This is a genomic window from [Mycobacterium] stephanolepidis (assembly GCF_002356335.1).
In the GTDB taxonomy this organism is placed as follows: Bacteria; Actinomycetota; Actinomycetes; order Mycobacteriales; family Mycobacteriaceae; genus Mycobacterium; species Mycobacterium stephanolepidis.
Window position 1 is genome coordinate 3,474,588 of sequence record NZ_AP018165.1, and the last position, 25,364, is coordinate 3,499,951.

Genomic DNA, 25,364 nt, shown 5'->3' on the forward strand with positions numbered 1-25,364 from the left:
TGTCCACTAGGCCTCTCTCGTATCCAGAAACTGGCTGGCGGCCAATGACTTTGGATCACCACTGACAAACTCTTCTTGTGGGACAGCGCGCTCCAAACTCGCCCTGGTCTCAGGGATCGCACGCACGCTCCTTCGGAGAGCCTTCTCGATAGGAAACCGAAAGGCCACCGCAACAACATTGATGGCGTACATCGGACGCCACGCATGTGCGCGTGGCCGGTGCACCAGCGCGTGCGCCACACCCCATGCGGCCTCGTCAGCCGACTGACTCGGGAATCGACGTTGCACGTTCCCCGGTGCGCTCATCTTGGTGCGCACACTCCCAAGGTAGTACTGCGTGATGACTACGCCGTCCTGTGTCGCTTCCGGAGCCGCGGCTCGAAGGAACCAATCCAGTGCGATCTTCGACGCGAGATAGAAGCCCCACTTCGGGTTTGGCGGACCGAGAACGCCACTGGTCGATATGTTGACGATGTGCCCCGAACCACGAGCCCGCATGTACGGCAGGAGTGCCATGGTGAGCCGTACCGGTCCTATGTAATTGGCTGCGATACTCGCGTGGAGGTCCTTCGGCCGCCGGTAGGACAGGTGGATTGCCCGGTTGAGTGACTTACCCGCGTTATGCACCAGGACGTCGACACGTCCGTACTTCGCCAATACTTTGGATGCAAAGCTCATGATTTGTGCGTCGTCTGCCAAGTCCATGGTGTGGATGTCAACATGCCCGCCTGTGCGGCGTATCTTCTCGGCGACTTGCTCAAGCAATTGAGTGCTGCGCGCGCAGATCACCACGTATGCACCAGCTGCGGCGCAGTGGCTAGCCAGGCTTGCGCCTAGACCAGAAGATGCTCCGGTAATCACAACCACTTGTCCCCGCAGCGTCTGCTCCAGCAACGCTGGACTACGGAGCATCTTGGGCGAAGTGATCCGTCCCAGAAAACGCATCCACCGTGTGGAATGTTTGTTCTCCGCAGTTGCCGACCACGACGCGGGCAACACCAACTCTTCTGCACCAGACATCATTCGCCCACTTCTTCAAGTACGAACTCTGCCAGGTATTCGACGACTTCTGCATCCTTGGCGGGCTTCCACTTCGGTGCCAGTAGCTTCATGTACCGCTCCACGTACAGCAGCTGCTTGGCGATAAGAACCAGGTCCCGGGGAAGGCGAAGCCCATAGACCTGGCCCAGTTCAAGGATCTTTTTGCCCAATTCCTGGTAGGACACCTTGCTCAGCTCCGCCCCTGAGAGTGGTTCGGTCAGGGACCGTAGATCGCTCACCGCCTGGCCTGCGGCGACTGAACGTTTGACAGCACCTAAAGCCACTAGATGCCTACTGGCGGCTAGCAAATCGTTGTTGATCACGAGGTCGACGATCAGTTTGCGCAGAAGCGAAGCTCGGTCGACGTCGAACCGACCGACTATCCCCCAGTCCAGGAAGACCAAGACGCCTGACCTGTCGACAAGGACATTCCCCGCATGCAGATCCCCATGGAATACCCCAGCCTTGAAGATCGACTCCAACAGCACCAGCAGCAGTGTTCGGATGGCTCTCGAGCTGTCCCCGCCGAAGCGCTCCTCGACCGCTTCTACCTCGTCGACACGCACACCGTCGATATACTCCATAACAAGTAGATTCGCGGTGGTGTACTGGCCGAACACCCCGGGGACCCGCGCATGATCAGCGAACCGCGATGCCCCGATAAACTCCGCCCATGCCGTCATCGATGCCGATTCATTGCGAAAGTCCAACTCGCTAAACAGATTATCGCTGAAGTCTTCCACAATGTCTCTAGCGGCGAGCATTCGCCCAGAAGGAAACAGCTCCAGCATCCTTGCCCCCACCGCCAGGATTCGAGTATCCGACACGATACGTTCCCGGATGGCGGGGCGCTGAATCTTGACCACCACCCGTTCGCCTGTGATCAGCGTGGCCGCATGAACCTGCGCTATCGACGCTGATGCCAAGGGTTGAAAATCGAACTGAGAGAAGATGTTCGCCACAGGCTCACCCAGCTCCCTATACAGCGTCTTGCGCACTTCCCCGGGGTCAGCGGGAGTCGCGCGATCGAGAAGTAGCTGAAGCTCGTTAGCCAACACCTCAGGAAACACACCGGGCGACGAGGCCACTAGTTGGCCCAGTTTGACGTAAGTGGGACCTAGCGCCTCGAATCTCCTTCGCACTTCTGCCGCGGCAGGTCGAGAAATTGCCCCACGAAACCGTTTCGAGAACAGCACATGGACTGATCCAATGCTCACGTGCCACGCAGTGCTCGCAACCCGGGATCCAGTTCTAGCAATCGACACAAGCATGTCGGTTACCGGACGCCCCACGACGACAGGACTCGCCGAATCTCTCCACTGTCCCGCGTGATCCCAACCGGATCCGCCAGACTCGTGCGCGAGAAGCGAGGTGCGGGCGCAGGGTGAGTGACACCGTCGATACTGAGAAATCCTCTGCGCGCCTGGTTATGTGGATGATGCTCAACTTCGTCCAGTTCAAGCACAGGAGTCACACACGCGTCTGAATCTGCGAAGATCTCGGCCCATTCATCTCGGGTCTTCTCTTTGAGTTTGCCTGAGACCAATTCAAGAAGTTGAGGCCAGCCACGACGGTCCAACTGAAATGGCAAGTCGGGGTCGTCGATCCCAAGCGCCGCCAGCAGCTCTGTATAGAACTGCAATTCGACGCAACCCACCGCTAGATACTTACCATCGGCACATTCGTAGACGTTGTAGAAGGGCGCCGCGGCGCTCTCAAGAACGTTCTGCCCCGGCTCTTCGTTCCACAAACCTGCGCTGCGCATGCCTTGGAGAAACGCTGTGAACAGTCCCGATCCGTCGATCATCGCCGCATCAACGACCTGTCCCCGACCTGACCGGTCACGCTCCACGAGGGCCGCCGCTATGCCGAGCGCTAGAAGCATCCCTCCTCCGGCGAAATCACCGAGCATGTTGGCGGCGGGGTAGGCGCGACCGGCCCCGCGACCGGACACCGCCAGTGCTCCGGACAGCGCGATGTAGTTGAGGTCGTGGCCGGCCCTAGGCGCAAGCGGACCGTCCTGCCCCCAACCGGTGAGGCGGCCATAGACCAGTCGGGAGTTCCGATCTGTCAGCGCTTGCGGGCCCAGCCCTAGACGCTCGGCGACGCCCGGGCGAAAACCCTCGACGAACACGTCCGCCTGCTCGACAATATTGAGGAGCTCTGCAAGGTCGTCCTCACGTTTCACATCCAGCTCAATGACATACTTGCTGCGATCCAACGGCCCTTCCGGCGGTGCTATCCCTCTGTCAGCAGGTCCTTTTCGGTCGACTCGCAAGACCTGAGCGCCCATGTCCGCCAAGATCATTCCGCAGAACGGAGCGGGCGCCAAGCCCGCCATTTCGACGACCTTGATTCCGCCTAACGGTCCCACAAGTCCAGATCCTCCTTGCCGCAGTTTCGGAAGCGTGGCCGCTACCTGGTTCTTGCGAAAAAGACTAGATACCAAACAAAATCGGCACTATGACTCAACTTCTCGCCGGACTTGACTTGAATTTTCAGGCTCGCCGGCCATCCTGACCAGCTCGCTCCGCAGGAGCTTGCCCGTCGAATTGCGAGGAAACTCCTTAACAAATCGCACCGCGCGTGGGACCTTGTACCTGGCCAGATTGGCCCTGATGTACTTCTTGATCTCGTCCGCCAGATCTTGATCTTCGCCATGGTTTTCACTCGAGGATCGGATTACGAAGGCGTACAGGCGCTTGCCAAATTCCGGATCATCCACCCCAACTATTGCGGCGTCGCGAACGTCATCGCGCTCCAGGAGAAGATTCTCGATCTCCTGCGGGTAGACGTTCTCTCCTCCGGAGACGATCATGTCATCCTCGCGGCCCTCCACGACCAGCAGCCGATCGGACGTGAAATGGCCCATGTCGCCGGTGCACAGCAGCCCATCCACGCATTCCTTAACCCTGCCGTCCGTGTACGCAGAGAAGCTCAGCCCACTTGACACGAAAATGGCACCTCGCGTGTTCACGGCAGTGATCTGTTTGCGCTGCGCGTCATAAAGCGCCACCGTGCAGCCGACGGGTGGCCGGCCTGCGCAGCCGGGCTCGCGTTCGAGGTCTTCAGGGGTTGCCACTGTCGCAACGGCGACCTCCGTGGAGCCGTACAAGTTGTACTGAACTGGACCAAATATCGCCCGAGTCCGGCGGGCCAGATCCGGAGACAATGCTGACCCGGCCGTGAACAACACGCGCAATGAGGAATGGTCATGCTTGGCGATCTCGGCTGCGCCGAGGTCAACAATTCGTCGCAACATGGTCGGAACAACCACCAAGGTGTCCGCTCGGTATCTCTGGATGTTCTCCAGAGTCAGAACGGGATCGAACTTGCGCTGCTGAAAGACGAGCAGCTTCCCCATCGCGACGCCTAGCATCATCTGCGACAGCCCCGTGCCGTGAAAGCATGGGGCCGCGATAACCATGGCCCCACCGCGCGTCAGTGGAATCCTGTGGAGCAGTTGCGCAGACATCAACGGTGAGACCCGTTCACGCGGAGCGCCTTTAGGTGTTCCTGTGGTTCCACTTGTGAGCAGCACCAAACCTCCCGGCCTGCCGCCCTTGGCAAGTGGAACAGTCGGCAAGTTCGACACAATGCGATCTATCGACATTGTTGGGTGCACGGGTTCCTCGCCTGGGTCTATCCAAGCGAGGAGTCTTTCCACGCGGGCCGGAAGGTGCGAAGCAAGTCCAGAAAACTCGCTATCGTGGACAATAAGAGAAACACCTTCACGATTAACGACATCAGCCAACTGTGGGCCGCCGAAGCCCGTGTTCATCAGCACCAAGCGGGCTCCGGCCTTGCCCGCAGCGAGCATGGACAACACAAGGCCGCGATGGTCGCGACACAGCACTGCGACAACTCCGCCATCGCCGACACCAGCACGGCGTAGGTACCGCGCGAGTGCGTTTGATTGCCTGTCGATCTCTCGATAGGACATGGCGCCGCGCTCGTCGACGATCGCAGGGGCGTCAGGCTTCTGTCGCAAGGATGGCGCAAACGCGGCTACCAGTGCACCGTGCGATCGGGCAATCCTGAACGCATGCACTCCACCGACCAATCCAGAAGGTCGAAGAAATCCCCTGCGATAAAGCACTCCGACACTGATCGCCGTGTCACGGATACTCGATAGTGGTGTGGATCCAGATATTTTTGAAAGATACGACGCCATAAGGGCTCACCCCTTGCTAGCGAACCGGCTCAGAATCTCGGGGCAGCCCGAGGATCCGTTCGCCTATGACGTTGAGCTGTACTTCGGTCGTCCCGCCGTACACCGTCATCGGGCGCGCAGATAGGGTCTTTTCCATCCAGCCCCTTGCCGCCTTATCCGTGCCATCACATACGCCGGCTAGTCCCAACTCAGCGTGACAGAAGTCGGCGATCTGCTGACCCAGTTGTTGGCCAAGGAGTTTCGCGACACTCGCCGAGGCTCCCACGTCAAGTCCGAGAAGCTGTTTGAGCAATGTTCGGCCTTGAAGCAAAGCGACCGTCTGAGCGTCCGCCACCATGCGTCCGACGGTCTCCAACGGAGCGGACGTCGAACTGGTCGGACGGACAAAATCCAGAAGATCCTCGATTGTCGCGTCCGTGGGCATGCCCTTGCCAAGGGCCACCCGCTCATTGCCCAAGGTGCCACGCGCGACCTCCCAACCCCCATCGATCTCACCGACGAGTCCCGAATCCGGAACGAAGACGTCGTCAAAGAAGACTTCGGAAAAGAGGGTGCCACCAGAGGCCTCGCGAAGTGCCTTCGCCTTGACTCCCGGAGTGCTCATATCCACCAGAAAATATGAGATACCCTGATGTTTAGGCACTTCAGGATTGGTCCGCGCTAAGAGCACACCCCACTCCGCCATGAAACCCAATGAGGTCCAAACCTTTTGGCCGTTGACAATCCAGCCACCATCAACCTTCTTGGCCTCGGTACGCAGCGACGCCAAGTCTGAGCCCGCCTCTGGCTCGGAAAATAGCTGGCACCACAAAATTTCGCTACGGAGAGTGGGACGGACCAGTTCGTGCTTTTGCTCTTCCGTACCGTGAACAGCCACGGACGGCATGAGCCAAGCGGCGAGCCCGAGCTGCGGACTGACAATGCCGGCACGTTCCTGTTCCTGTGCAATCACCACTTGTTCTACCGGTCCGGCGCCTCGACCTAGTGGTGCGTCGAGGAACGGCATGACCCAACCCTCATCGCCTAACCGTCGCAACAGGTCGCGTTCCCCCAGTCCAGCGATTTCTGCAAGTTCGGCACGAACCTGACGCCGGTATACCTCGGCCTCCGAGGGGAGCTCTGGTTCTACCGCGCGAAAGCTTCCGTTCAACGCGTATTGCGCCACTGATGCGGCGACATCTCTGCTCCTCCCGAGCACGCCGCGAAGCGCAATCGCCCTGCGGTAGTGCAGGTGTGCGTCATGTTCCCAGGTGTAGCCGATACCGCCGAGGACCTGCATAGCATCGCGTGAAGCCGACACTGCGGCGTCCGGGCCGAGCAGCTGGGCAACTGTTGCGGCATAGTTGGCCGTTTCATCGTCCCCGTCGAGTGCACGTGCTGCATCCCATACGGCCGCTCGGGCCTGTTCCACGACGACAGCTGCGCGGGCGCAACGGTGCTTCACCCCCTGGAACTGACCGATTGGCTTGCCGAATTGGACACGGATCTTTGCGTATTCGGTCGCAGTGTCGACGCACCATGCGCCGACTCCCACAGCTTCGGCTCCATAGACCACCGAGGCCAGCGACACCACCGTCTTGCGGTCAATGTCGAGAATCCGATCGGCGGGAATCACCACCTGCTGAGCGGAAAGTATTACCGTAGAGCGAGTCATGTCGATGCCCAAAGCAACACGCGTGCTGAGTGATTCGGCATCAACAACCGCCCACTTTTCGCCTTTCTCAGTATCAACAGGGAGGATCACGAGGACCGCGTGCGCGCCGCCATAGGCTGCGGTCTCTCCAGTCACAGACAATGCTCCGGTATGCAAGGTGACGCCGCTCAATGGGCGGTCAAGTGCCACCGCTGCTGGCGCTGCGCCGCTGACCATCTGAGGCAATAGCTCAGTTCGTGTCAGCCCGGGGGCGGCGTCGAGCACTGCCGCCGCCAAAACTGTCGGCGCATAGCCTGATGGAATCAGGTGACGCCCCATTGCCTCCAGCGCCACCGTCGCTTCCACCAGTCCAGCGCCAGACCCACCGAGCTCCTCGGATACGTGTAGACCGAGCAGCCCTTGAGCCGCCAGCTCGTGCCAGAACGTGAGCGGCTCAATGCCGCCGGAATCGATACAACCCACCGCCTCACGTGTGGCGTTAGCGGTCAAATAGCGGTGAGTGAATGCATGGACCGAGTCCGCGAGGTCTAGCTGATCACGCGTGATAGCTATGCTGGACCGGCTCGATGTGCTGGTTTCCATAGTGGATTCCTCAGTTCAGATCTAATAGGAGTGCGACGCATCGATAGCGCGCCGCTTATGCGAGAGCGTTCAGGGTAGGTTTGCGCTGTGCACATTCGATGACGACTTCGGCGACGCGATCCGGTTCGTCGAGATGTGGGCAATGTCCGGCGTGCGGCAACACCACCAACCGTCCGCCGAGAATGCGGCGGCAAAACCTCCGCGCCCCGGAGACCGACACCAGACGATCTCGTCCGCCATGAATCATGGTTATCGGCATAGTGATACGTTCTGGCAACCGAACTTTGTCGACCTCGGCCTTGACCTGAATGGCTAGCTTCGCCAATCGCTTGGCTCGACCCCGGCTATCAAAATGCTCTGTAAGCATCGCAACCATGGCTGGATCGACCCGGTCTTTGCGCCCATAGCAGAGATAAGCAGCACTCCAGCTGATCACCGACTGCGGCAACAGCGGGACCGCCGGCCACGCGAGAGCCAGAGCCTTCATCGGCAAGTCGGCACCTATTGACATGACCCGCAACGGATACGTCCAACCGACGCCCGCAGGATCGACAGCGACGAGGTAAGCCACTTCTTGGGCAGTATTCGATTCTGCAGCAACAAGAATTGACAGTAATCCGCCCAAGGAGTTGCCCGCCAGCACCACTGGCCCTGTCGCAGAATAGGTCCGAATCAACTCTCGGGTGAACTCCAGGAGTTGATCAAGTTTCGGCCCACCGCGCAGTCGACTCGCCGAGCCAAACCCCGGCAAGTCGACTGCGACAGCGCGTACACCATGCCTCGCGCAACGTTCGAGAACCGGCCGCCAACATTCTGCAGTGTGGCCGAAACCATGCAGTAATAATACCGTTGGTCCCCCGCCATTTACAGCGAGTTCATGGGTACCGTACCCGCTGTAAGTGGCATAGCGCCGGGTGATTAGCGACTCATTCATGGATGACGCACACGAGTTAGGCCCAAGCGCCGATCTGCTCGGGCAACCTTGCTGTGTCCCATGGTCCTTCTTGTTCCACAGTCTGTGTGATCGTCCACCCTTGGAGCAGTTGAATCGCGCCGCCCTGTACGGCCAAGACCTTGCCGGTCAATGAGCACCCGGCGCTCGCCAGGTACGCAACGACAGGCGAGATGTTCGAAGGATCGAAGAGGTCGAAGACACCCTCCGGCACTTCGGCAGCGAAAATGGCGCCCATACCCGGTGTGGCAAGCGTAAGTCTGGTGCGCGCCACCGGTGCAATGGCGTTGGCGCGTACGCCATATCGTCCCAGCTCTTCGGCTGCCACCAAGGTCATCGCTGCAATGCCAGCCTTGGCCGCGCCGTAGTTGGCCTGACCGACGTTGACCGCGAACGTACCGGATGCCGAGGCGGTGTTTACGACCGCCGCAGTTGGCTGACGTCCCGCTTTGGACTCGGCCTTCCAATACTCAGCGGCGTGGCGTGTCAGGTTGAAGTGACCCTTGAGATGGACATCGATCACCGAATCCCACTGTGCCTCATCTAGGCCGGCAAGGAAACCGTCGCGAAGGATACCCGCATTGTTGACCACCATGTCCAATCGGCCGAACTCCGCAATCGCTTGTTCAACAAGCGATTGCGCTCCGGACCAACTCGTCACGGACTCTGTACTGGCAACGGCTCGGCCACCCGCATCGACTATCTCTCGGACTACTTGCTGTGCAGGCGTGCTGTCGACCCCTGCACCGTCGTTGCCACCTCCGACGTCGTTGACGACCACGGCGGCACCCTCTTTCGCGAAAAGAAGGGCATGTTCACGCCCGATTCCACGACCGGCTCCCGTGATGATGCCGACTCGGCCTTCCAATAGACCCATAGCCACCTCTCAGTGATTTGACTGGCTTCGGCGCTAAGCGACTTAGCCGACCAGTTCGGAAAGTTTGATCAGGGAAGAATCGAGCTCTTTTGCGGCAGTGCGCTCGATCGCAGAACCGATTGCGCCGACCATCATTTGGCTGACGAAATCGGCCTGCATCGCCATAACCGACTGATCACCCTTGGGCTCGACGCGCAACGTCATGGTGATCTCGGCGCCCGCCATCCCGGTGCCGCTGAGAGCGACATTCTTCGGGGGGTCATAGTCAGAGACTGTCAGGGTGAGAGTGTTGGCCATACCCATGACAGTCAGCACTGCCGTCAGTTGCGTGCCATCATTCACTTCAGCAGGCGGTTCGCTCACCCACTTGGTGAACATCGTGTTCCATTCGCCCCAACGCGCGTAGTCGTTGGCTACCTCCCACACTTTCTCTGCCGGAGCGTTCATTTCACGTTCGATCGTGATACTTGCCATTTTGTTTCCTTTCGATTCCAGGTGTTGTTGGTTGTACGAGTCAGCGATTTGCTGGACGGTAGGCAGTGATGACGGCGGAGCCGCCCAGACCGATGTTGTGCTGTAACGCCACTTTGGCGTCCTGGACTTGCCGCTTGTCGGCTGCTCCGCGCAGCTGCCAGGTGAGTTCGGCGCACTGCGCAAGGCCTGTGGCGCCCAAGGGGTGTCCCTTAGAGATCAACCCGCCTGATGGGTTCACAACCCATCGGCCGCCGTACGTGGTTTCGGCGTTGTCGACCAGATGGTGCGCCGCTCCCTCATCGCACAGTCCTAGTGCCTCGTAGGTGAGAAGTTCGTTTGGCGCGAAGCAATCGTGTAGCTCGATGACATCCACGTCATCGGGGCCGATGCCAGCCTGTTCATACACCTGTTGGGCGGCGACTCTGCTCATATCTCCACCAACAAGAGTGGACAAACTACCCGAGTCGAAGGTGCCTGGTGTATCGGTGGCCAGAGCTTGCCCAACAATTTCGACTGCCCGGTCTCCGAGCCCGTGGGTATCCACAAAACGTTCGCTGGCAAGTACAGCGGCTGCGGAACCATCCGACGTGGGCGAGCACATCGAGCGAGTGATCCCCGCCGCCGCATAGATCAACTTATCGTTCTTGATTTGCTCTTCTGTGTACTCGTCTTGGAATTGTGAATAGGGGTTGTTCTGGGAGTGTCTGTGGTTCTTCACCGCGATTTTCACAAAATGCTCAGTAGAAGAGCCGTACTTTCGGTTGTGCTCCAGGCCCGCAGCTCCGAACATCCAAGGCGCTGGCGGAAATGATATTTCCTGCAATTCCGCCATGGCTAGCAGGTGGCGCTGCATAGGCTGTTCACGATCGTCGTAGGTCGATCCGAGAGATCCCGGCTGCATCTTCTCAAAGCCTATGGCGAGGGTGCAATCAGATATCCCGCCACGTATCGATTGAGCAGCGAGAAAGAGCGCACTGGAACCGGTCGAGCAATTGCTGTTCACATTGAAAACGGGTATACCTGTCAGTCCTAGACCGTAGACCGCACGGTGGCCGCTGCACGATTCTCCGTAACAGTATCCCGTATATGCCTGCTGGACCTCATCGAATGCGATGCCCGCATCCTCGAGTGCCTTGGTGCCCGACTCCAGCGTCATGTGGGGATAGTCCCAATCACTACCGTCGTCATTCTTTCGGCGTCCCGGTTTCTCAAACTTTGTCATACCTACTCCGATGACAAAGACTCGATTGGACATGCAAATCTCCTAGGTTTCTATCTTTTTTCGGACGCGGAAATGGATGTGCGGCGGCTATTAATTACACCGAGAATTCGGCGATACCATCGGTAATGACGAACTTTCCTGGTTTCTCATTTCCTGCAGTCTCGAAGCTCAGCACGTGACGCCCCTTCGATTGGTCCTGCCACGCACGAGTGGTGATGACCTCACCAGGAATTGCGGGCTTGGAGAGTCGCACCGCCAGCCGCTTCAAGGTCGACGAGTCGCCTGGAGACACGGCTCCTATCAGCGCGTGGGATACAAAGGCAATCGTGCACAGCCCATGGATGATGATTCCGTTCAGCCCCATTTGCTTTGCGAACGCGTCATCCAAGTGAATAGGCATGGGATCACCCGCAGGCTCCGCGTAGCGGTAAGTCTGGTCTTGATCGAACTGTTGGATAAATTCATATTGAGCGTCCCGTGTGCGCAATGACTCGTCAAAGGAATGGTCGGGACTCACCTCGCCGACCATTCCGTCAAACTCTCCTCCCCGGAAGAACCCAATGAAATACTGCTCGTTCACCACGTCGTCGTGAGTGACGCTTCGGGTTTCCATGAGTGTCGTGACGACGACCCCCGACGATTTTCCCTCGACCCCAATCGGTTTGGCGCGCACACTCAGCGTTTCTCCAGGCCTTATCGGGCGGTGGAACCGGAAATCATGCTCGCCATGCAAGATTCGGAACATCAATGGGTCTGGAACCATAGATATGGTGGCTTCAGCCATCAAGTTCATCGCTGGTACGACAGCGAATACCGGTGGTGCGAGAACTCCCCGCAGATGACCTTCGATGGGGTCATTTGTCGCCTTTGCATACGCGACAGTTCGGGCCGCCGTAACCTCGAAGCGTTGCTCCTCACTCCAAACATCAAGGCGCTCTAGGTTATAGCCCTCCCTGCTGGCGACGGTCATCTCTTCTCCTCTGTATGTCACGCGGTTGGTTCGAACGTTATTAGTGGAGTCGCGCGGGCACAGTGACATAACAGCTCGAGCTGCTTGACACAATGTGCAGCTGGCCGATCCAATGGGAATGTTGGGACTGCGTCGGCGCGACCCGGTTTGGCAGTGCGCCCGTGCCGCGCTCCCGCATCCGCGACAGATATTTTGAGGTGATATGCCCGACGAACTCCGACACATCGAGCCCACTATCCCGATCCATCGACTAGAGGCCATGCTGGCTCTGGCAGTGCGGAAGGGCTGGGAGGTTGACGATCTGCTGCACAAAGCCGGAGTCTCGCCGGCATTGCTGGTCGATGGCCGTTCGCGGATCACACGCAGTCAGCTCGTCACCGTGGTCCAGGAACTATGGGCGCACACAGATGACGAGATGTTCGGCCTCGGGCCCGCTCCGATGCCACGCGGCACATTTCGACTTCTGGGATGCGCGATGTTCTACGCAGCGGTCGATGTTGGCGCCGTCGCCACCCGGTTCATGGAGATGCATCATGTCTTGCCCAGCATTCCGTCTGCGTCGCTCGAACACCGCGGCACTGATGTCGCGCTGATTCTCGACATCAGTGCAGTGCAGCGGCCTATTCCTTTGCTGGTGGATGCATTACTGGCCGGCTCGCACCGGCTCCTGGAGTGGTCAGTGTGCCGACGTGTAGAACTGACTTGCGTTGAGGTCCCGCACGAAAGGGTGGCTGGTCTCGATGACTACGATCAGATCTTCGGCGCGCCAGTGAAATTCGGCGCATCCGCGCCTGCATTGGTGACTGATCAGTCGATACTGTCAGCGGCGATCATGCGCAATGAATCCGATTTCGACGAGTTCATACGGCGCGCACCATCAGATCTGCTCTTTAGACCACGTCGGGACGGCCTGTCGATGACTGAACGTGTTCGTCGAATCACCGAACAAGGGATTGGCGGACAATGGCCTACAACGGTTGACATGTCGAATCGCCTGGGTCTGAGTGCCCCTACGGTCAGGCGAAAGCTCCACGAGGAGGAGACTTCGGTGCGGCGCATCCGCGATGAGGTTCTACGCGATGCGGCCGTTGCGAGCCTAGCGCGCGGTGACGAAACCATCGCTGAACTCTCGGAACGTTTAGGCTTTTCCGAACCAAGTGCTTTCACTCGCGCATTCAAGAGATGGACGGGTAGCGCGCCACGGTCTTACTGTCCAGATTACTCCGGAACAGACTAGCCCGAGTTCGTGATTCGGGACTCATAGTCGGCGCGTCTCTGACTGTTGTAAGCGTCGAGTATGTGGTGGTTGACCCCGATCAACTTCATGGCAGGTTCGATCGCGGATCGTGGCATTACCGCTAGGACCTTGGTGATTGGCGTCAAGCGCTTAGGGACGAAGACTGGAAACCGTTTACGACCGACCGCGCGTACTGTTGCCGACGCGATATCCTCAGGCTGAACAGTTTTGAGGAGCCAGTGATCCGCCACACCTGAAATCAGCTCAGTGTTGACTAGGCCCGGCATGACGCACACCACCCCGATGTTGTCAGGGCCAAGCTCCAGGCTCAGCGATTCAGAAAGCCCTACAACCGCATGTTTGGTAGCGCAATAGGTGGCCAAGCCCGGTGATCCGAACTTACCCGCCGCGGAAGCGATATTGACCAGTGTGCCACCGCCTGTCATCACCCGCAACGCAAGCTGACAGCCCCACATCACTCCCCGAACATTGATATCGAGCTGCCGCTGGATCGACTCCAGTGACTCGGTGCCGAAAGGAGAGATCGGCATTATCCCAGCGTTATTGACCATGACATCAAGTCGTCCATAGGTATTCATCGTCGTCGCGATAAAAGATTCGAAACTCCCGTAGTTGACGACGTCCAAGGGCAACCCAATGGTCTCACCGCCGAGCTGCTCTGCCGTTTGCTCGCAGAGCTTCTTATCTAGGTCACCTATCACCACTTTCGCTCCGTGCTTGACGAACTCGGCTGCGGTGGCCCTGCCAATCCCTCGCGCACCGCCTGTTATCACGACGATTTTTCCACAGAGGTCAGGTTTGGCCATGGCGAAGTCTCCAGTCCGAATCGATGCACAGAACGGTGGCCGATCTGGCACCACCAAGTGGCTGCGATGCTACGGATTACATTGCGCAGGAATACATGACAGAAACGTGCAATCTCTTGACCAAACCGATCAAAACACGCTGGACCACTCGTTATCAGACAAGCCCGGGAGAATTTCAATGGCCTCGTGCCGCCCTAGGTGAAACGAAGTCGTCCCAGCTGCGGAAATCGGGTAGTGCACTACTCGCGCTCATGGTCTCCGATGACGCATACCGTCGCATCACCAACGTTGGCCGCGCAACAGTCAATGGCCCTGCGCTGGAACGGTATTCATCATTCGACGAAAGGCGCGTGCACCATGGTCCTCATTCCGAACTTCGAAAGTCAGTCACACTTCTTTACTCCAGCAGCGTTGGCGATCAACGAGCAACCACCGGCATCGGTTGTCGATCAACGCTTTACGTTCCAGACAAATGGCGTCGCCATAGTCAACATGCCGGGACAGACCAGCGTGGATTGGTCACGAAATCAGGCGTTGATCTCCCCGAACATGAGCGATGCTTTCAAGGCGATCACGACACGACACAACATCCCGATTCCTGCCGGCGCGTTTCCGTGGTTCCAGGTGGACAGCGCCATTCCCTTCGCCACCCTGAGTTCGATCTTCGATCGACATCAGGCGATAGACGCCGGATTCGCCGTCGACCGTTGGCGTTTCAGGACACGCACCGGCATCGGACTGCAGCCCGGACAGACGATTCAGAGTCTGTTCGACGGCCTACTCGTCGATCTGGCCGTGCGCGACGGCGATGCGGTGCTCCACCGCATCAGCTACCACATCACGGTGCAGGGCCGAATCCGGTTCGTCACCGGCCTCACCTGATCAATCGCCGTCGGCCGCGGCGTCCTCGGACTCCGCCAGGAATGCCTTTTCGAGCAACACGAACAGTTCACATCGCTGCGTGGCACTCAAGGCGGATAGCACCCGGGCCTCTGCTCCCCTGAGCCCGTCGACTATCTCGGCGTACCGGCGCGTTCCGAGCGGAGTCATCACCACATCGTGACGGCGGCGATCCTCCGGGGACCGCTGCCGCTCGATGAAGCCAACAGCTTCCAGATCGTTCAAAAGCCCAACCATCGTGGTCTTGTCTACCCGCAGGGCGTCGGCGAGGTCCGCCTGCGACTGCTTGCCGGCCGCATCCAAGACGTTGAGCACTCCGATATGCAGAAGCCGCAGTGCGTGCTCACCCAGTACGGCAGCCACTTCGACATGCATACGACGCAGAAGGATCTCGAACAGGGGGCCGAATAACCCCGCTGGCCTGGGGTGATCCTCCGGCGGGAACTCGGTCATGCCCCTACAGTACATCAATCTTGATCATCTGCTTTAATCAAATCGTTAGTCTTAATCACACGATTTGATGGGAGGTAATCATCATGTATGGATCGAAGCGCTCCGGTTGGATCGCCGGGGTGGCCGCGGTGGCGATCGGGTGCGCCCTCGCGACATCGGCATCCAGCTGGGCCGCCCCCGTCGAGATGGCTCCGCAATCCAGCCAACGCACAACCTTCGACGGCTGGAATCTGACCGTTGCCCTCTCCGGCGAGGTGATCAATGCGGTCCCGAACCTGGCCGGTGCACAGAACTCGCGGGAGGCGTTCATGACGCTGTCCGCGCAGGCGAACATCGGCGGCAACGGCAGCAATCCCGTCACCGCAGCCAATTTCGTCGCGGGCTACCAAGTCGGCTGCCAGATCGATGTGTCGCAGGGCCTTCAGATCGGCGGCACCGGGCAGCTGGCGGGGTCGGTCGGGGCGACCATCAGCGGCCAGCCGGGAGTACAGGTGGGCGGCACCGGGGCGATCGGCGGCTTCGTACAGACCGACCTGCAACCGGGTGTCATCACCACCGTCGCGATGGGCACCATGCCGGTGACGGCAGGCCTAGGGCGACTAGATATGCAAGACGTCCACTTGAAGGTGGATGCCTGCGGCGGCCCGGTGACCGTGCGCTCCTACGCGACATTCGCGGTCGCCAGCGCGGTTCAACAAACGCAACTGTCCGTGTACGGCGACCCCTACGTCCTGAACTAGGAGCGACACATGTTTCTGTTCAACATAATTCGTCAACATGGCAGAGCAGTCCTGCTCGCGAGCAGCACCCTGGTGCTGTTCGCGAGTACCGGTGTCGCACACGCCGACCCCGGCCCGGTAACGCCCGCACCGCCACCGGTGATCGGGGCATTGCAATACGGACCTCCGGGATACCCTGCGGCCATAGGGGTTCCGCTGCTACCCGCAGGGCGCTCGGGTGTATCGGTGTCTGCTGACACCCTGAGCTCCGCAGCATCAACTCCGTCTCCGCCCAACACTTCCCGCGGCATCGCTGGAGTACAGACGTCGGCGGATGCCTTGAGCCCCGTGCCTTAGCCGGAGGCAAGCGCCAGTGCGGGCCTCACCGAGTCGGTCGTAGTACGACAATTCCCGGAACCGTGCCCAGATACTCCCCCAGTGGCGTGTCGACGACTTGGTTGTTCGCCCGCAATGACGAGGCGTTGCGCATTACCGGCCCGTTCGGCGTGCGCAGGAAAATTCCTACGTGGGTGACGTCGAGCCCCCCGGCCGTCGCATAGGCGCCGAGATAGTCACCGTCGTGAAGATTCGCGATGACCACATCGGACACGCGGGCACTCGGTATGTAGGCAACCGTGCGGGGCCGCGTCGGCAGCCCGGGCAGGTAATTTCCTCCAGAATCCTTCACATTCAGCGTCTTGGCGACCTGTTCCGCGGGTACCCCCAGGCTGGTCGTCACATCGGTGGCATTGGCTGGGGCATCTGCGGCCCAATCGGTGAAGAAGTGGCGGCGTTGCGTGAAGCTGATTTCACCCCCGCGGTACCGGATCTGTGTCAGCTGGGCGATGAAGTCGGCACGATCACCCGACCGCTTCAACGCCTCGACATAGTCGGCGTACGTGAAGCAGTCCACACGCGTGAGTTCAACGACCAACTGCTCGGGGATCGAGGCGGATCCGATCAAGGTGTCAGCACCGTAGGGCACGTGCAGAAAGAGCGCCGAAACCGCGGCACTCAGCTGCGCTGGATTCTCGACCTCGATACGGTTTCGCTCGGCCAGTAGCTCTTGGAGCCGACGTTCATTCGCCGGGCTGATCTGCACAGTGTCGGCCGCAGCCACGGGCGAGGCGCACAACGCACAGATCAGTGCGAGCAACGCGAACAATCGGTAACCACGTCGTTCTGAAACTCGTCGCATTGTCGGGGTCATGGCCTGACCGCTTCCTCTCCAAGTCCCGGATAGCCCAGCTAATACATCACAGTGCAGAGCGGAACCAGGCTGGTCACCGACCTCGCCTGACGGACACTCTGCCGCACTTTACGCAATGCGCGTGCACTTTTGGGCTCCTACGAGACGAATGGATACTGACTGACGGTTGATTTCATTGGTGCAACGTCCAATTCACATCAAGGCAACCAATTCGTGTGAGGTTTCCGTCAACAACGCTCAAGGTAGCGGACATGTGCGGGAAGGATTTGAGTGGAAGACGTTCGGGTAGCCGAGACGACGGCTCTTAGCACGGGGTTCGCATGGCAGCTACTGGGCGCGTGCCGAAACGCCAACCATGACCTGTTCTACTCCGATGACGACGAACGCCCCATTGAACGAAGGCTCCGGGAACAGCACGCCAGAGAGGCGTGTCGACGCTGCCCCGTGACAACGCTCTGCCTTACCTACGCTCGGCTATCGGCGCGGTGAGTTCAGCGCCCAGCGCTTCTCGCCAGAAACCGCCATGGATAACAAGAAGCAAGCCCAGAGCAGGCGCGGCCGGCTCAAGAATGTCGACGTATTAACTCGCGTGATCTCCGTAGGCCAGGCGCCTCTTTTGTGGCATCGCTTCCCTTCCGAATCAGGTTCACACCAGCATTGACCAGAGTGTTGGGGCCTAAACCAAGCTCAGGCGTTGCGCCGGTCGACAGTGAACAGCTCGAGCCGTGCACCGCCAAGTGATAGTAGACCAATTGGTATAGTCCGCTTCAGGTGGGACCGAGTATCTCTGCTCAACCCAACGTGACGAGATGAGAAACAGATGCCTTCTGTATTGGTTACCGGCGCCGGACGTGGGATCGGACTAGCGATCACTGAGCACATGAGCAGCCAGGGCTGGGATGTCTACGCCACCGCCCGGTCCGACAGTGCACTCGAAAAGCTCGGCAGGCTGGCCAGGGTGCATCCGATCCCGCTTGACGTCACTGACCGGGATGCTGTCGCTGGGCTTGCCGATTTGCTTCCCGCCGAACTTCACGGCGTGGTCAACAATGCCGGAATCGCTGTCATTGGGCCGGTTGAGGCCACTCCCATCGGGGAGTTGTCACGCCAGCTCGACGTCAACGTGACCGCTCAGATCGCGGTGACCCAGACGGTCCTGCCGAAAATCCGGGTCGGCCATGGCCGGGTGGTGTTCATATCCTCGGTCAGCGGGCTTATTTCGACACCCACCACCGGTGGCTACTGCGCATCGAAGCATGCAATCGAAGCGCTGGCCGATGCCCTACGTATCGAGCTGCGGCCATGGCGGATACCGGTGTCGCTCATCGAGCCGGGGCCGATCCGCACCGATATGTGGGGCGCGATGCTGGACGAATACGATCACATGACAAAGCAGCTGAGCCCGCAGCACCGGGATCTTTACGCCTCCCACTTGGCCGGGAGCCGAAAGCTACTGGGAATCATGCAAAAACGCGCCGCAGAGCCCAAGAAGGTCGTCAAGGCCGTCCATCACGCACTGGCATCAAAACGCCCGAAAAGCCGCTACCTGTGCGACACGGCCAGTCGTGCACAAAAGGTTGCATCCGCGATCTCACCGTCGTTCGTCACTGACGCGGTGCTCGCGGCCGTAACCACATCCAAGTAGGGCTTCATCAGATCAGTGCTGCGTGCTCGACCAAGTCCGATGACCGTTAGCACGGCTGTTTGTAGTCAAGACATCCTCGCGATAGGACGTGACCAAGCCCGGCGTGCTACGTCAGCTACGCGGTAGCCAGATCTCCAGGATGCCGTCTGGGTCTGCTGCACGGATAGGTGACAGTCTTTAGGCGGCCTGTTTGGCCGGTGTGGTCATGATGGTCTCGCATTCGATGGGGGTCAACTTGCCGAGGGCGGCTTGGCGTCGTCGGCGGTGGTAGGTGCGTTCGATCCAGGTCATGATCGCCAGGCGTAGTTGCTGGTGGGTGGCCCATCGGTGTCGGTTCAGGACGTTCTTTTGCAGTAGGGAAAAGAACGACTCCATTGCCGCGTTGTCAGCAGCCGCCCCAACTCGGCTCATGGAGCCAATCATGTTGTGCCAGTGCAGAGTGCGCACGAATTTCCGAGACCGGAATTGACTGCCCCGGTCGCTGTGGACGATGCAACCGGCCACCTCGCCACGACGGGCGACGGGCGACGGCGTGGTTGAGCGCTGCGACCGCTAGCCCGGCTTTCATGCGATTGCCGATGGAGTAGCCGATGATCCGGTTGGACCAGGCGTCCTTGATCGCGCACAGCTTGTCGCAATGGACTGGACCAGTGAGCCACTGTCGCGTCGAAAACTTCACGCGCAGAGCTTGCAAGCTCCCCATGATGTTCGGGGTTCGCGGCGAATCGCGATCAGTCACTTCTGTCTTCGTGCGGCTTCAATTCGAGGACCGCCACCATCATTCCCGACCTACGTATAAACTCCTATCCACGCCACCGCAGAGGCATCCACGGCACGAGACCTGGACATCGGATGGCGCAGTCACTGCGCCACCTAGGAAGGCGCCTGCACCCCGCAGGCGTCGGGTTTCTTGCGGTTGGCCTGCCGTAAGGTCACCTCTGCGGCTAAACCCCAAGAACCACAATAGGAGACACGCACGTTGAATCGACGGCAGGCCGCACCAGCCAGGTTGACTAACCCGAAATCTGCACCACTGCTTCGCAAAACCCTTGCGGTAGTCACCGCCTGCATGACCATCACGAGCTGTGTCTCGCTGACAGAAAGCGACAACCGGGCCGATACACAGTCGACGCAGCCGACCGCGAATACGGTGCTGCCGCAGCCGCCAAACCAACTCTATGGAGATCTTTTCGTCGCGGTGCAGAGCGCGCAGCTTTACCCCGATCAAAAGACTTTTGTCGATTCAACGTTAGATACCGACCCAGCCTCAATCGTTCAGCTATATCAGCAACAAAGAGCAGAACCGGGTTTTTCCCTCAAGGCGTTCACCGAACAGCACTTCACACCACCGGCCGCCGAGCACATCACACCACCACCAAACCAGACGCTGCGCGAACACATCGACTGGCTGTGGCCCAGGCTTACACGAGCGAGCGTCACTGTGCCGCCGAACAGTTCATTGATCGCGCTACCCAAACCGTATGTAGTGCCGGGCGGACGGTTCCAGGAAGGCTATTACTGGGACACGTACTCCACCATGCTCGGCCTGCAGGTGTCCGGACGCGAGGACCTTGTCGATGACATGCTCGACAACTTCGCACACCTCATCAACACGATAGGTCATGTGCCAAACGGCAATCGCACATATTACGCGAGCCGCTCCCAACCGCCCTTCTTCGCGAACATGGTGGACCTCGCCGCGCAGGCGGAAGGCGATGGCATTTATCGAAAGTACCTGCCAGCGCTGCGCAAAGAGCACGAGTACTGGATGCAGGGCGAGCACGAAACTCCGCCCGGCACCGCGGCACGCCACGTGGTCACCATGCCCGACGGCACGGTCCTCAACCGCTACTGGGACGCCAGCGACACCAGACGCGATGAGTCATATCTCGAAGACACCAAGACCGCCGAGGAAGCACCTGGCCGCCCTGCACACGAAGTGTGGCGCGACCTACGGGCCGGCGCCGAGAGCGGCTGGGACTACAGCTCACGCTGGCTCGGCGACGGCAAGACGCTCGCGAGCATCCGAACTACCGCGATCGTGCCAATCGACCTGAACAGCTTGATGTTCCAACTTGAGACCACAATCGCCAAAGGCTGCACCATCACAGGCGATGCCCCATGCACTGCCGACTTCTCGACTCGCGCCCGGCAGCGCGCCAGTGCAGTCAACCGCTACCTTTGGAATGAACACGGCTACTACGGCGACTACGACTGGCAGCTGCGTCAGCCGCGTGATGCGATCACTGCGGCCGCCCTATATCCATTGTTCACCGGTGTTGCGTCACCCGAGCGCGCCAAGATGACGGCCAGCGCAACACGCAACACGCTGCTGCAACCCGGCGGTCTGGTAACGACTACCACGAACACCGGCCAACAGTGGGACGCACCCAACGGTTGGGCGCCATTGCAATGGATCGCGGTCGATGGCTTGCGCCGCTATGGAGAGCCCGCACTTGCCAAAGAAATCGGCGTCCGCTTCCTCAACACTGTGAAACACGTCTATTCAAGGGAAGACAAGCTGGTCGAGAAGTACGTGGTCGAGGGAGACAGCGCGCGGGTCGGAGGTGGCGGCGAGTACCCGCTGCAAGACGGCTTCGGCTGGACCAATGGCGTCACACTGAAACTGCTTGACCTCTACGGCATGTGAGGCCGGTACACCACTTCTCGCCGAGATCCATGATGCGGTCCCCGCCTGCACAGCGGTTACACGACGCCGGACCAGCCACAACCGCGTTACCAGTCCCTACAAACAACGCTAAGAGCCCCGGCACTGCCGAGGCTCTTAGCGTTGTTTCTCCCCGAGCGGACCGACTCGCCCTGACCGCCGTATTGTGACGGTCACGGGTTCGCGTAAGCCCGTTATGGTGGAGCTAAGGGGACTCGAACCCCTGACCCCCACAATCGCGAAAATGTGGACTAGCAGAGACAATCATCGACAGTCAAGCGCGGTCGATAAATGGCCTTATACCTGCGAATACTCTCGATTTAGGGCAGTCGTAGACAGTCGAACGCAGTTGCGAACAATCGTGACGTCACGCGAATTAGTGATGACTTAGAGCGTGTCTCATGTGGATAGTTTTCTGAAGCAGACCAGGGTGGCGGCGAGTGTGAGGAATGCGGCGTAGAGATGGTCGTGGCGTTCCCAGCGGGTGCCCAGGCGGCGGTAGGTGAAGAGCCAGGACATGGTGCGTTCGACTTTCCAGCGTTTGGTGCCGAGCCGGTCGCCGGATTCGGTTCCGCGGCGGGCGATCCGGGGTGTGATGTGTCGATTGGTGAGCCATTGCCGCAGCTGGTTCGCGTCGTATGCCTTGTCTGCGTGCAGTTTTGCCGGTCGCCGCCTGCGTGGCCCGCGCGGGGATTTGATGGCGGGCAGTGCCCGTACCAGCGGCGGGACCGCATGCCCGTCCCAGGTGTTGGCGGCGGTGACCGCGGTCTGCAACGGCAGACCGGTCGCGTCGGTGAGCACGTGAATCTTGGTACCCGCTTTGCCCCGGTCTACCGGGCTCGGCCCGGTCATGGCGCCCCTTTTTTAGCCCGCACGTACGCCGAATCCACCACGGCCCGTGACCAATCCAATGCCCCATCGGCACCGAGCCGATCGAGTACCGCTTCTTGTAGACGCCGCCATACCCCGACGGCGGTCCACTCGGCGAACCGGCGATGCGCGGTAGGGACCGTCACTGCGAAACATGGTGGCAAATGCCGCCAGGCACACCCACTGACCAGCACAAACACCACCGCGGTGAATACCGCACGCTCATCGGCATACGCCGTCCCGCCGCCCTGGGGACGCACCCGCTGCACCGGCAACAACGGCTCCACCAACGCCCACAACTCGTCCGGAACCAACCTCAACGAAAGCTCTTTCACACCAGCACATCATGCCCCAACCACCCCACAAACCACACAAGACACGCTCTTAGTGATGACCATCCTGGCCGATGCCAGGATGCCTACGGCTCACCCGCGATGGCCTGGTGTAGCGCCGTCGCAGCTTCGCTGTGCGCCCGTCCGCGCGCCATATAGAAGCGCTGAGTCATGGACGGATCGGCATGCCCCAGTACATCGGCAGCAATGCGTGCAGACAGCCCGGCGTCATCGAGAATGGTGGCTACGGCCTTGCGGAAACTGTGAGCCGTGATGCTGACTGGCAGTCCCAGCGCCGACCGCACCCGGCGCCACTGGGCCGCCACATTGTTCGGGTCGCGAGGCGTCCAGTTCTCCGAGGGGAACACCAGGTCTTCGCAGCCGGTCGGGGCGGGACGCGGGTCAACTAGTCGGCGCTCGGCAAGGCGCCGTTTCCGAATCTTGAGGGCATCAATAGCGAACTGTGGGAGGGCGATCTCATTGTCGGACCCCTTGGTGTCGTCCTCAATGGGCACCAGCACCAACCCTCGCCCCTTGACGCGGATCAGCTTCCGGGTGGGGCGCATGACACCGGCTTTCAGATCCAGCTCGGGCCAGGTTGTTGCGAGCGATTGACTACGTCGGTGACTGGTGGCAATCAGCATCACAATCCAGTCGACAATGTCAGCGTCCGCGCAAAACTCGGCAACCGTTGGCGGCGTGTAACTTTCGATACCTTTCTCGCGTTCAGCCTTGGCCAGAATCCGGGGGCACTGCAGGTCCGAGGTTCGTATCGCGATGAGGATGTCTCGCACCTCATCGACGTTGAGCTGGCGCGCGCCGCCTCGCTTGCCGCCCTTGCGTCGCGCTAGCTTCACCTCGCGCAGCGGGTTGACCATAATGGCGCCATTGCTCATGCGGATCGCATAGTTGTACATCCCCGATAGCACTGTCCGCGACGACTTCGCCGCCCCAGCGCCACGTGTCTCAGCGACCGTTGTCAGGAACTTCTCCATGACAGGGGTTGGCGCCTCCATCAGGCGCCTGTGGCCGAATGCCGAGTCAAATCCCTTGGCCTCAAAGTCATATCGGTCAAGTGTCGCGGGCGCCCGCCCCTGGTCTACGAGGTATGGCCGATAGTGGTCGTAGTACAGGGCACGAATAGTCGTCTCTGTCGACAGCTCCGCATCGAGCACCGACACCGACAGATCGGAGGCGGCGCCCAGCACGGCGTCACGCGCCCGCGCGCCATCTCTGTCTGGCACAGGGCGCCCGCGAGAGTCGGTGCGCGGTGGACTCACGCGCATGATCTGTCGGCGCTTACCGCTGGCGTCGCGGACGCGCAACTTGGCCCGCCACACACCTGGCCGTACCTCGGCTAGATCAACGTCACCCGGTACGCCGATAGGTCGCGGCGGTCTACCTCGCATAGTCACTCCCCTATTCCCCTCTACATCAATCGCATTGGCAGAAGTGGTTGATAAGCATTGGCACATGCTCGATCAGGAATCCGAACAATGAAACCCCAAGACCGACTATTGCCCAGCCGATGTCACGTACTTCGACCAACTTCTCAGCCTGACTGAGTTCGGCGACTTCTGTCTCGATCGCAGAATTGATTCCATCAATACGGATGTCTAACTGCGACAGCATTTTTAGAATGTAGTCAATTCTCTCTTTGGGATCCACAGGCGCATTTATCACACCCGGCGTGTGCCCCGTCACTGTCAGTGCTCCAGGTTTGGGGGTGATGACGTTATCGCCGCGTAGCCCCGCGAGCCGTCCAAGAAGTCCAGCCCGAAAATCCTTGATCTTGTCACGCCAGTTATTGGATCTGATTGATGCACGGTCCCACGCCACGAACAGGCCCACGCCCGTGATCACCGCACCAACAATCTGTACCAAGAAACCGGCTAGCTCCATTTCAGTCCCCTTATCCGTCGCAACCTGTTGACAGTCTGCGCGTCAAGCGCGAGCGCTTCGGGCGTTTCGATGATTGCGTTCAACTGTTGGTAATAGCGGACCGGCGACAGGCCAAAGCGCTCACGAATGGCTTCATCCTTCGCGCCAAGCAGGCGCCACCACATGCGTTCCAGTTCAAGGGCTTCCGCGATGTTCATGGGCGTTCCGGGTCTTCGACCCGGTCGGCGAGCCAAGCCCGTTCGACCTGTGTGAGATTTTGTCGGCGAACGCGCACAGTGTGCACGTCAGTCCAAAGCTCTTCTGCCAGTTTGTAATCATCGTTGGTCCACTGCAACCCATGCAGCAGCGCAGACAGCGGGATGAGCCGTTGCGCAGCCAGCACGTCGACGTAATGCTCCTCACGGGCCCGATGGACCACAGGCGCGATGCCTCGGTCAACGTGGATCAATTCGTGTGTGAGCGTCGAGCGTCGCTCAGCCTGTGTGAGGCTCTTGCACAGCCAGATGGTGTTTCCCTTGATTAGTCCGGCCACTCCCCGGGGCAGGACGTGATCGCAGGAAACGGCGATGTGTGGGTATTGAATGGCGAGGGTTCGCCATGGGTGCCAGTGATGCGTCTTCATGAGTCGCGACTTAAATTAGGTCACCGACATATA

The 25,364-nt window shown here is 59.8% G+C and carries 24 protein-coding genes and 3 pseudogenes; 7 read left to right on the forward strand and 20 right to left on the reverse strand.

The window, feature by feature from the left end; all coding sequences use genetic code 11:
- Window positions 1–6 precede the first annotated feature (6 nt).
- From MSTE_RS17145 to MSTE_RS17190, 10 genes are all read right to left on the reverse strand, one after another.
- Entirely contained in the window at window positions 7–1,023 is a 1,017-nt protein-coding gene (locus tag MSTE_RS17145) for an SDR family NAD(P)-dependent oxidoreductase (protein WP_096502995.1), read from the reverse strand.
- Window positions 1,020–2,312, reverse strand: coding sequence for an ABC1 kinase family protein (locus MSTE_RS17150; protein ID WP_231897118.1), 1,293 nt, complete (start codon window positions 2,310–2,312; stop codon window positions 1,020–1,022). The genes MSTE_RS17145 and MSTE_RS17150 overlap by 4 nt, the downstream gene beginning before the upstream one ends.
- A gap of 5 nt (window positions 2,313–2,317) precedes the next feature.
- Window positions 2,318–3,415, reverse strand: coding sequence for a CaiB/BaiF CoA transferase family protein (locus tag MSTE_RS17155; RefSeq protein WP_096502999.1), 1,098 nt, complete (start codon window positions 3,413–3,415; stop codon window positions 2,318–2,320).
- An 87-nt stretch (window positions 3,416–3,502) separates the two neighbouring features.
- The gene (locus MSTE_RS17160; protein ID WP_096503001.1) at window positions 3,503–5,215 is read right to left on the reverse strand and encodes an AMP-binding protein; all 1,713 of its coding nucleotides are present in this window, start codon (window positions 5,213–5,215) and stop codon (window positions 3,503–3,505) included.
- 16 nt (window positions 5,216–5,231) lie between these two features.
- The gene (locus MSTE_RS17165) at window positions 5,232–7,451 is read right to left on the reverse strand and encodes an acyl-CoA dehydrogenase (protein WP_096503003.1); all 2,220 of its coding nucleotides are present in this window, start codon (window positions 7,449–7,451) and stop codon (window positions 5,232–5,234) included.
- Window positions 7,452–7,506: 55 nt separating this feature from the next.
- Window positions 7,507–8,385 (reverse strand): alpha/beta fold hydrolase, encoded by an 879-nt coding sequence (locus MSTE_RS17170; protein ID WP_096503005.1) that lies wholly within the window; start codon window positions 8,383–8,385, stop codon window positions 7,507–7,509.
- 16 nt (window positions 8,386–8,401) lie between these two features.
- A complete protein-coding gene (locus MSTE_RS17175; RefSeq protein ID WP_096503007.1) occupies window positions 8,402–9,280 on the reverse strand; it encodes an SDR family oxidoreductase in 879 nt (292 codons plus the stop codon).
- A gap of 42 nt (window positions 9,281–9,322) precedes the next feature.
- Window positions 9,323–9,754: a type II toxin-antitoxin system Rv0910 family toxin gene (locus MSTE_RS17180; protein ID WP_096503010.1), complete on the reverse strand. Its 432-nt coding sequence runs from the start codon at window positions 9,752–9,754 to the stop codon at window positions 9,323–9,325.
- Between the two features lie 40 nt (window positions 9,755–9,794).
- Window positions 9,795–11,009, reverse strand: coding sequence for a lipid-transfer protein (locus tag MSTE_RS17185; RefSeq protein WP_096503012.1), 1,215 nt, complete (start codon window positions 11,007–11,009; stop codon window positions 9,795–9,797).
- A gap of 61 nt (window positions 11,010–11,070) precedes the next feature.
- Entirely contained in the window at window positions 11,071–11,946 is an 876-nt protein-coding gene (locus MSTE_RS17190) for a MaoC/PaaZ C-terminal domain-containing protein (RefSeq protein WP_096503014.1), read from the reverse strand.
- A 259-nt stretch (window positions 11,947–12,205) separates the two neighbouring features.
- On the opposite strand from MSTE_RS17190, the gene MSTE_RS17195 reads away from it, so the two are divergent.
- Window positions 12,206–13,183 carry an AraC family transcriptional regulator gene (locus MSTE_RS17195; RefSeq protein WP_231897119.1) on the forward strand — a complete coding sequence of 326 codons (978 nt, stop codon included), beginning with the start codon at window positions 12,206–12,208 and terminating at the stop codon, window positions 13,181–13,183.
- On the opposite strand, the gene MSTE_RS17200 is transcribed toward MSTE_RS17195, so the two are convergent.
- Window positions 13,180–14,010 carry an SDR family oxidoreductase gene (locus tag MSTE_RS17200; protein WP_096503018.1) on the reverse strand — a complete coding sequence of 277 codons (831 nt, stop codon included), beginning with the start codon at window positions 14,008–14,010 and terminating at the stop codon, window positions 13,180–13,182. The genes MSTE_RS17195 and MSTE_RS17200 overlap by 4 nt on opposite strands.
- A gap of 357 nt (window positions 14,011–14,367) precedes the next feature.
- On the opposite strand from MSTE_RS17200, the gene MSTE_RS17205 reads away from it, so the two are divergent.
- Window positions 14,368–14,892 carry a hypothetical protein gene (locus MSTE_RS17205; protein ID WP_096503020.1) on the forward strand — a complete coding sequence of 175 codons (525 nt, stop codon included), beginning with the start codon at window positions 14,368–14,370 and terminating at the stop codon, window positions 14,890–14,892.
- Here MSTE_RS17205 and MSTE_RS17210 read toward each other — a convergent pair whose 3' ends face one another.
- Window positions 14,893–15,363, reverse strand: a complete 471-nt coding sequence (locus tag MSTE_RS17210; protein WP_157997707.1) for a MarR family winged helix-turn-helix transcriptional regulator — start codon at window positions 15,361–15,363, stop codon at window positions 14,893–14,895.
- 83 nt (window positions 15,364–15,446) lie between these two features.
- Between MSTE_RS17210 and MSTE_RS17215 the strand changes: the two genes are divergently transcribed.
- The gene (locus MSTE_RS17215; RefSeq protein ID WP_096503024.1) at window positions 15,447–16,103 is read left to right on the forward strand and encodes an MspA family porin; all 657 of its coding nucleotides are present in this window, start codon (window positions 15,447–15,449) and stop codon (window positions 16,101–16,103) included.
- Between the two features lie 9 nt (window positions 16,104–16,112).
- Window positions 16,113–16,439 (forward strand): hypothetical protein, encoded by a 327-nt coding sequence (locus tag MSTE_RS24975; RefSeq protein WP_157997708.1) that lies wholly within the window; start codon window positions 16,113–16,115, stop codon window positions 16,437–16,439.
- A gap of 25 nt (window positions 16,440–16,464) precedes the next feature.
- Here MSTE_RS24975 and MSTE_RS17220 read toward each other — a convergent pair whose 3' ends face one another.
- Window positions 16,465–17,292 (reverse strand): N-acetylmuramoyl-L-alanine amidase-like domain-containing protein, encoded by an 828-nt coding sequence (locus MSTE_RS17220; RefSeq protein ID WP_096503026.1) that lies wholly within the window; start codon window positions 17,290–17,292, stop codon window positions 16,465–16,467.
- Window positions 17,293–17,562: 270 nt separating this feature from the next.
- Here MSTE_RS17220 and MSTE_RS17225 point away from each other — a divergent pair.
- Window positions 17,563–17,763 (forward strand): annotated as a pseudogene (locus tag MSTE_RS17225) (WhiB family transcriptional regulator); the annotation flags it as partial.
- A 1-nt stretch (window position 17,764) separates the two neighbouring features.
- On the opposite strand, the pseudogene MSTE_RS17230 reads toward MSTE_RS17225, so the two are convergent.
- A pseudogene (locus tag MSTE_RS17230) lies at window positions 17,765–17,917 on the reverse strand (alpha/beta hydrolase); the annotation flags it as partial.
- Between the two features lie 195 nt (window positions 17,918–18,112).
- On the opposite strand from MSTE_RS17230, the gene MSTE_RS17235 reads away from it, so the two are divergent.
- Window positions 18,113–18,937, forward strand: coding sequence for an SDR family oxidoreductase (locus tag MSTE_RS17235; RefSeq protein ID WP_070920735.1), 825 nt, complete (start codon window positions 18,113–18,115; stop codon window positions 18,935–18,937).
- Between the two features lie 177 nt (window positions 18,938–19,114).
- Here the strand turns inward: MSTE_RS17235 and MSTE_RS17240 are convergent.
- Window positions 19,115–19,565, reverse strand: a pseudogene (locus MSTE_RS17240) (transposase); the annotation flags it as partial.
- 381 nt (window positions 19,566–19,946) lie between these two features.
- Between MSTE_RS17240 and treA the strand changes: the two are divergent.
- The gene (gene treA / locus MSTE_RS17245; protein ID WP_269458248.1) at window positions 19,947–21,587 is read left to right on the forward strand and encodes an alpha,alpha-trehalase TreA; all 1,641 of its coding nucleotides are present in this window, start codon (window positions 19,947–19,949) and stop codon (window positions 21,585–21,587) included.
- 417 nt (window positions 21,588–22,004) lie between these two features.
- Here the strand turns inward: treA and MSTE_RS17250 are convergent.
- The 5 genes from MSTE_RS17250 to MSTE_RS17270 all read right to left on the reverse strand — a co-directional run bounded on the left by MSTE_RS17250 (window position 22,005) and on the right by MSTE_RS17270 (window position 25,331).
- Window positions 22,005–22,810, reverse strand: a protein-coding gene (locus MSTE_RS17250) for an IS5 family transposase (protein WP_231896907.1) whose coding sequence is annotated in 2 segments (ribosomal slippage) — window positions 22,005–22,463 and window positions 22,466–22,810 — 804 coding nt in all. Because the reading frame shifts where the segments join, the coding sequence is not laid out codon by codon here.
- Window positions 22,811–22,893: 83 nt separating this feature from the next.
- Window positions 22,894–24,147: a site-specific integrase gene (locus tag MSTE_RS17255; protein ID WP_096503032.1), complete on the reverse strand. Its 1,254-nt coding sequence runs from the start codon at window positions 24,145–24,147 to the stop codon at window positions 22,894–22,896.
- 94 nt (window positions 24,148–24,241) lie between these two features.
- Window positions 24,242–24,709 carry a hypothetical protein gene (locus tag MSTE_RS17260; protein WP_096503034.1) on the reverse strand — a complete coding sequence of 156 codons (468 nt, stop codon included), beginning with the start codon at window positions 24,707–24,709 and terminating at the stop codon, window positions 24,242–24,244.
- The gene (locus MSTE_RS17265) at window positions 24,700–24,906 is read right to left on the reverse strand and encodes a DUF3263 domain-containing protein (protein ID WP_096503036.1); all 207 of its coding nucleotides are present in this window, start codon (window positions 24,904–24,906) and stop codon (window positions 24,700–24,702) included. The genes MSTE_RS17260 and MSTE_RS17265 overlap by 10 nt, the downstream gene beginning before the upstream one ends.
- Complete coding sequence (locus MSTE_RS17270) at window positions 24,903–25,331, reverse strand: hypothetical protein (protein ID WP_096503038.1); 429 nt, start codon at window positions 25,329–25,331, stop codon at window positions 24,903–24,905. Before MSTE_RS17270 ends, MSTE_RS17265 begins: the two co-directional genes overlap by 4 nt.
- Window positions 25,332–25,364: the final 33 nt, after the last annotated feature.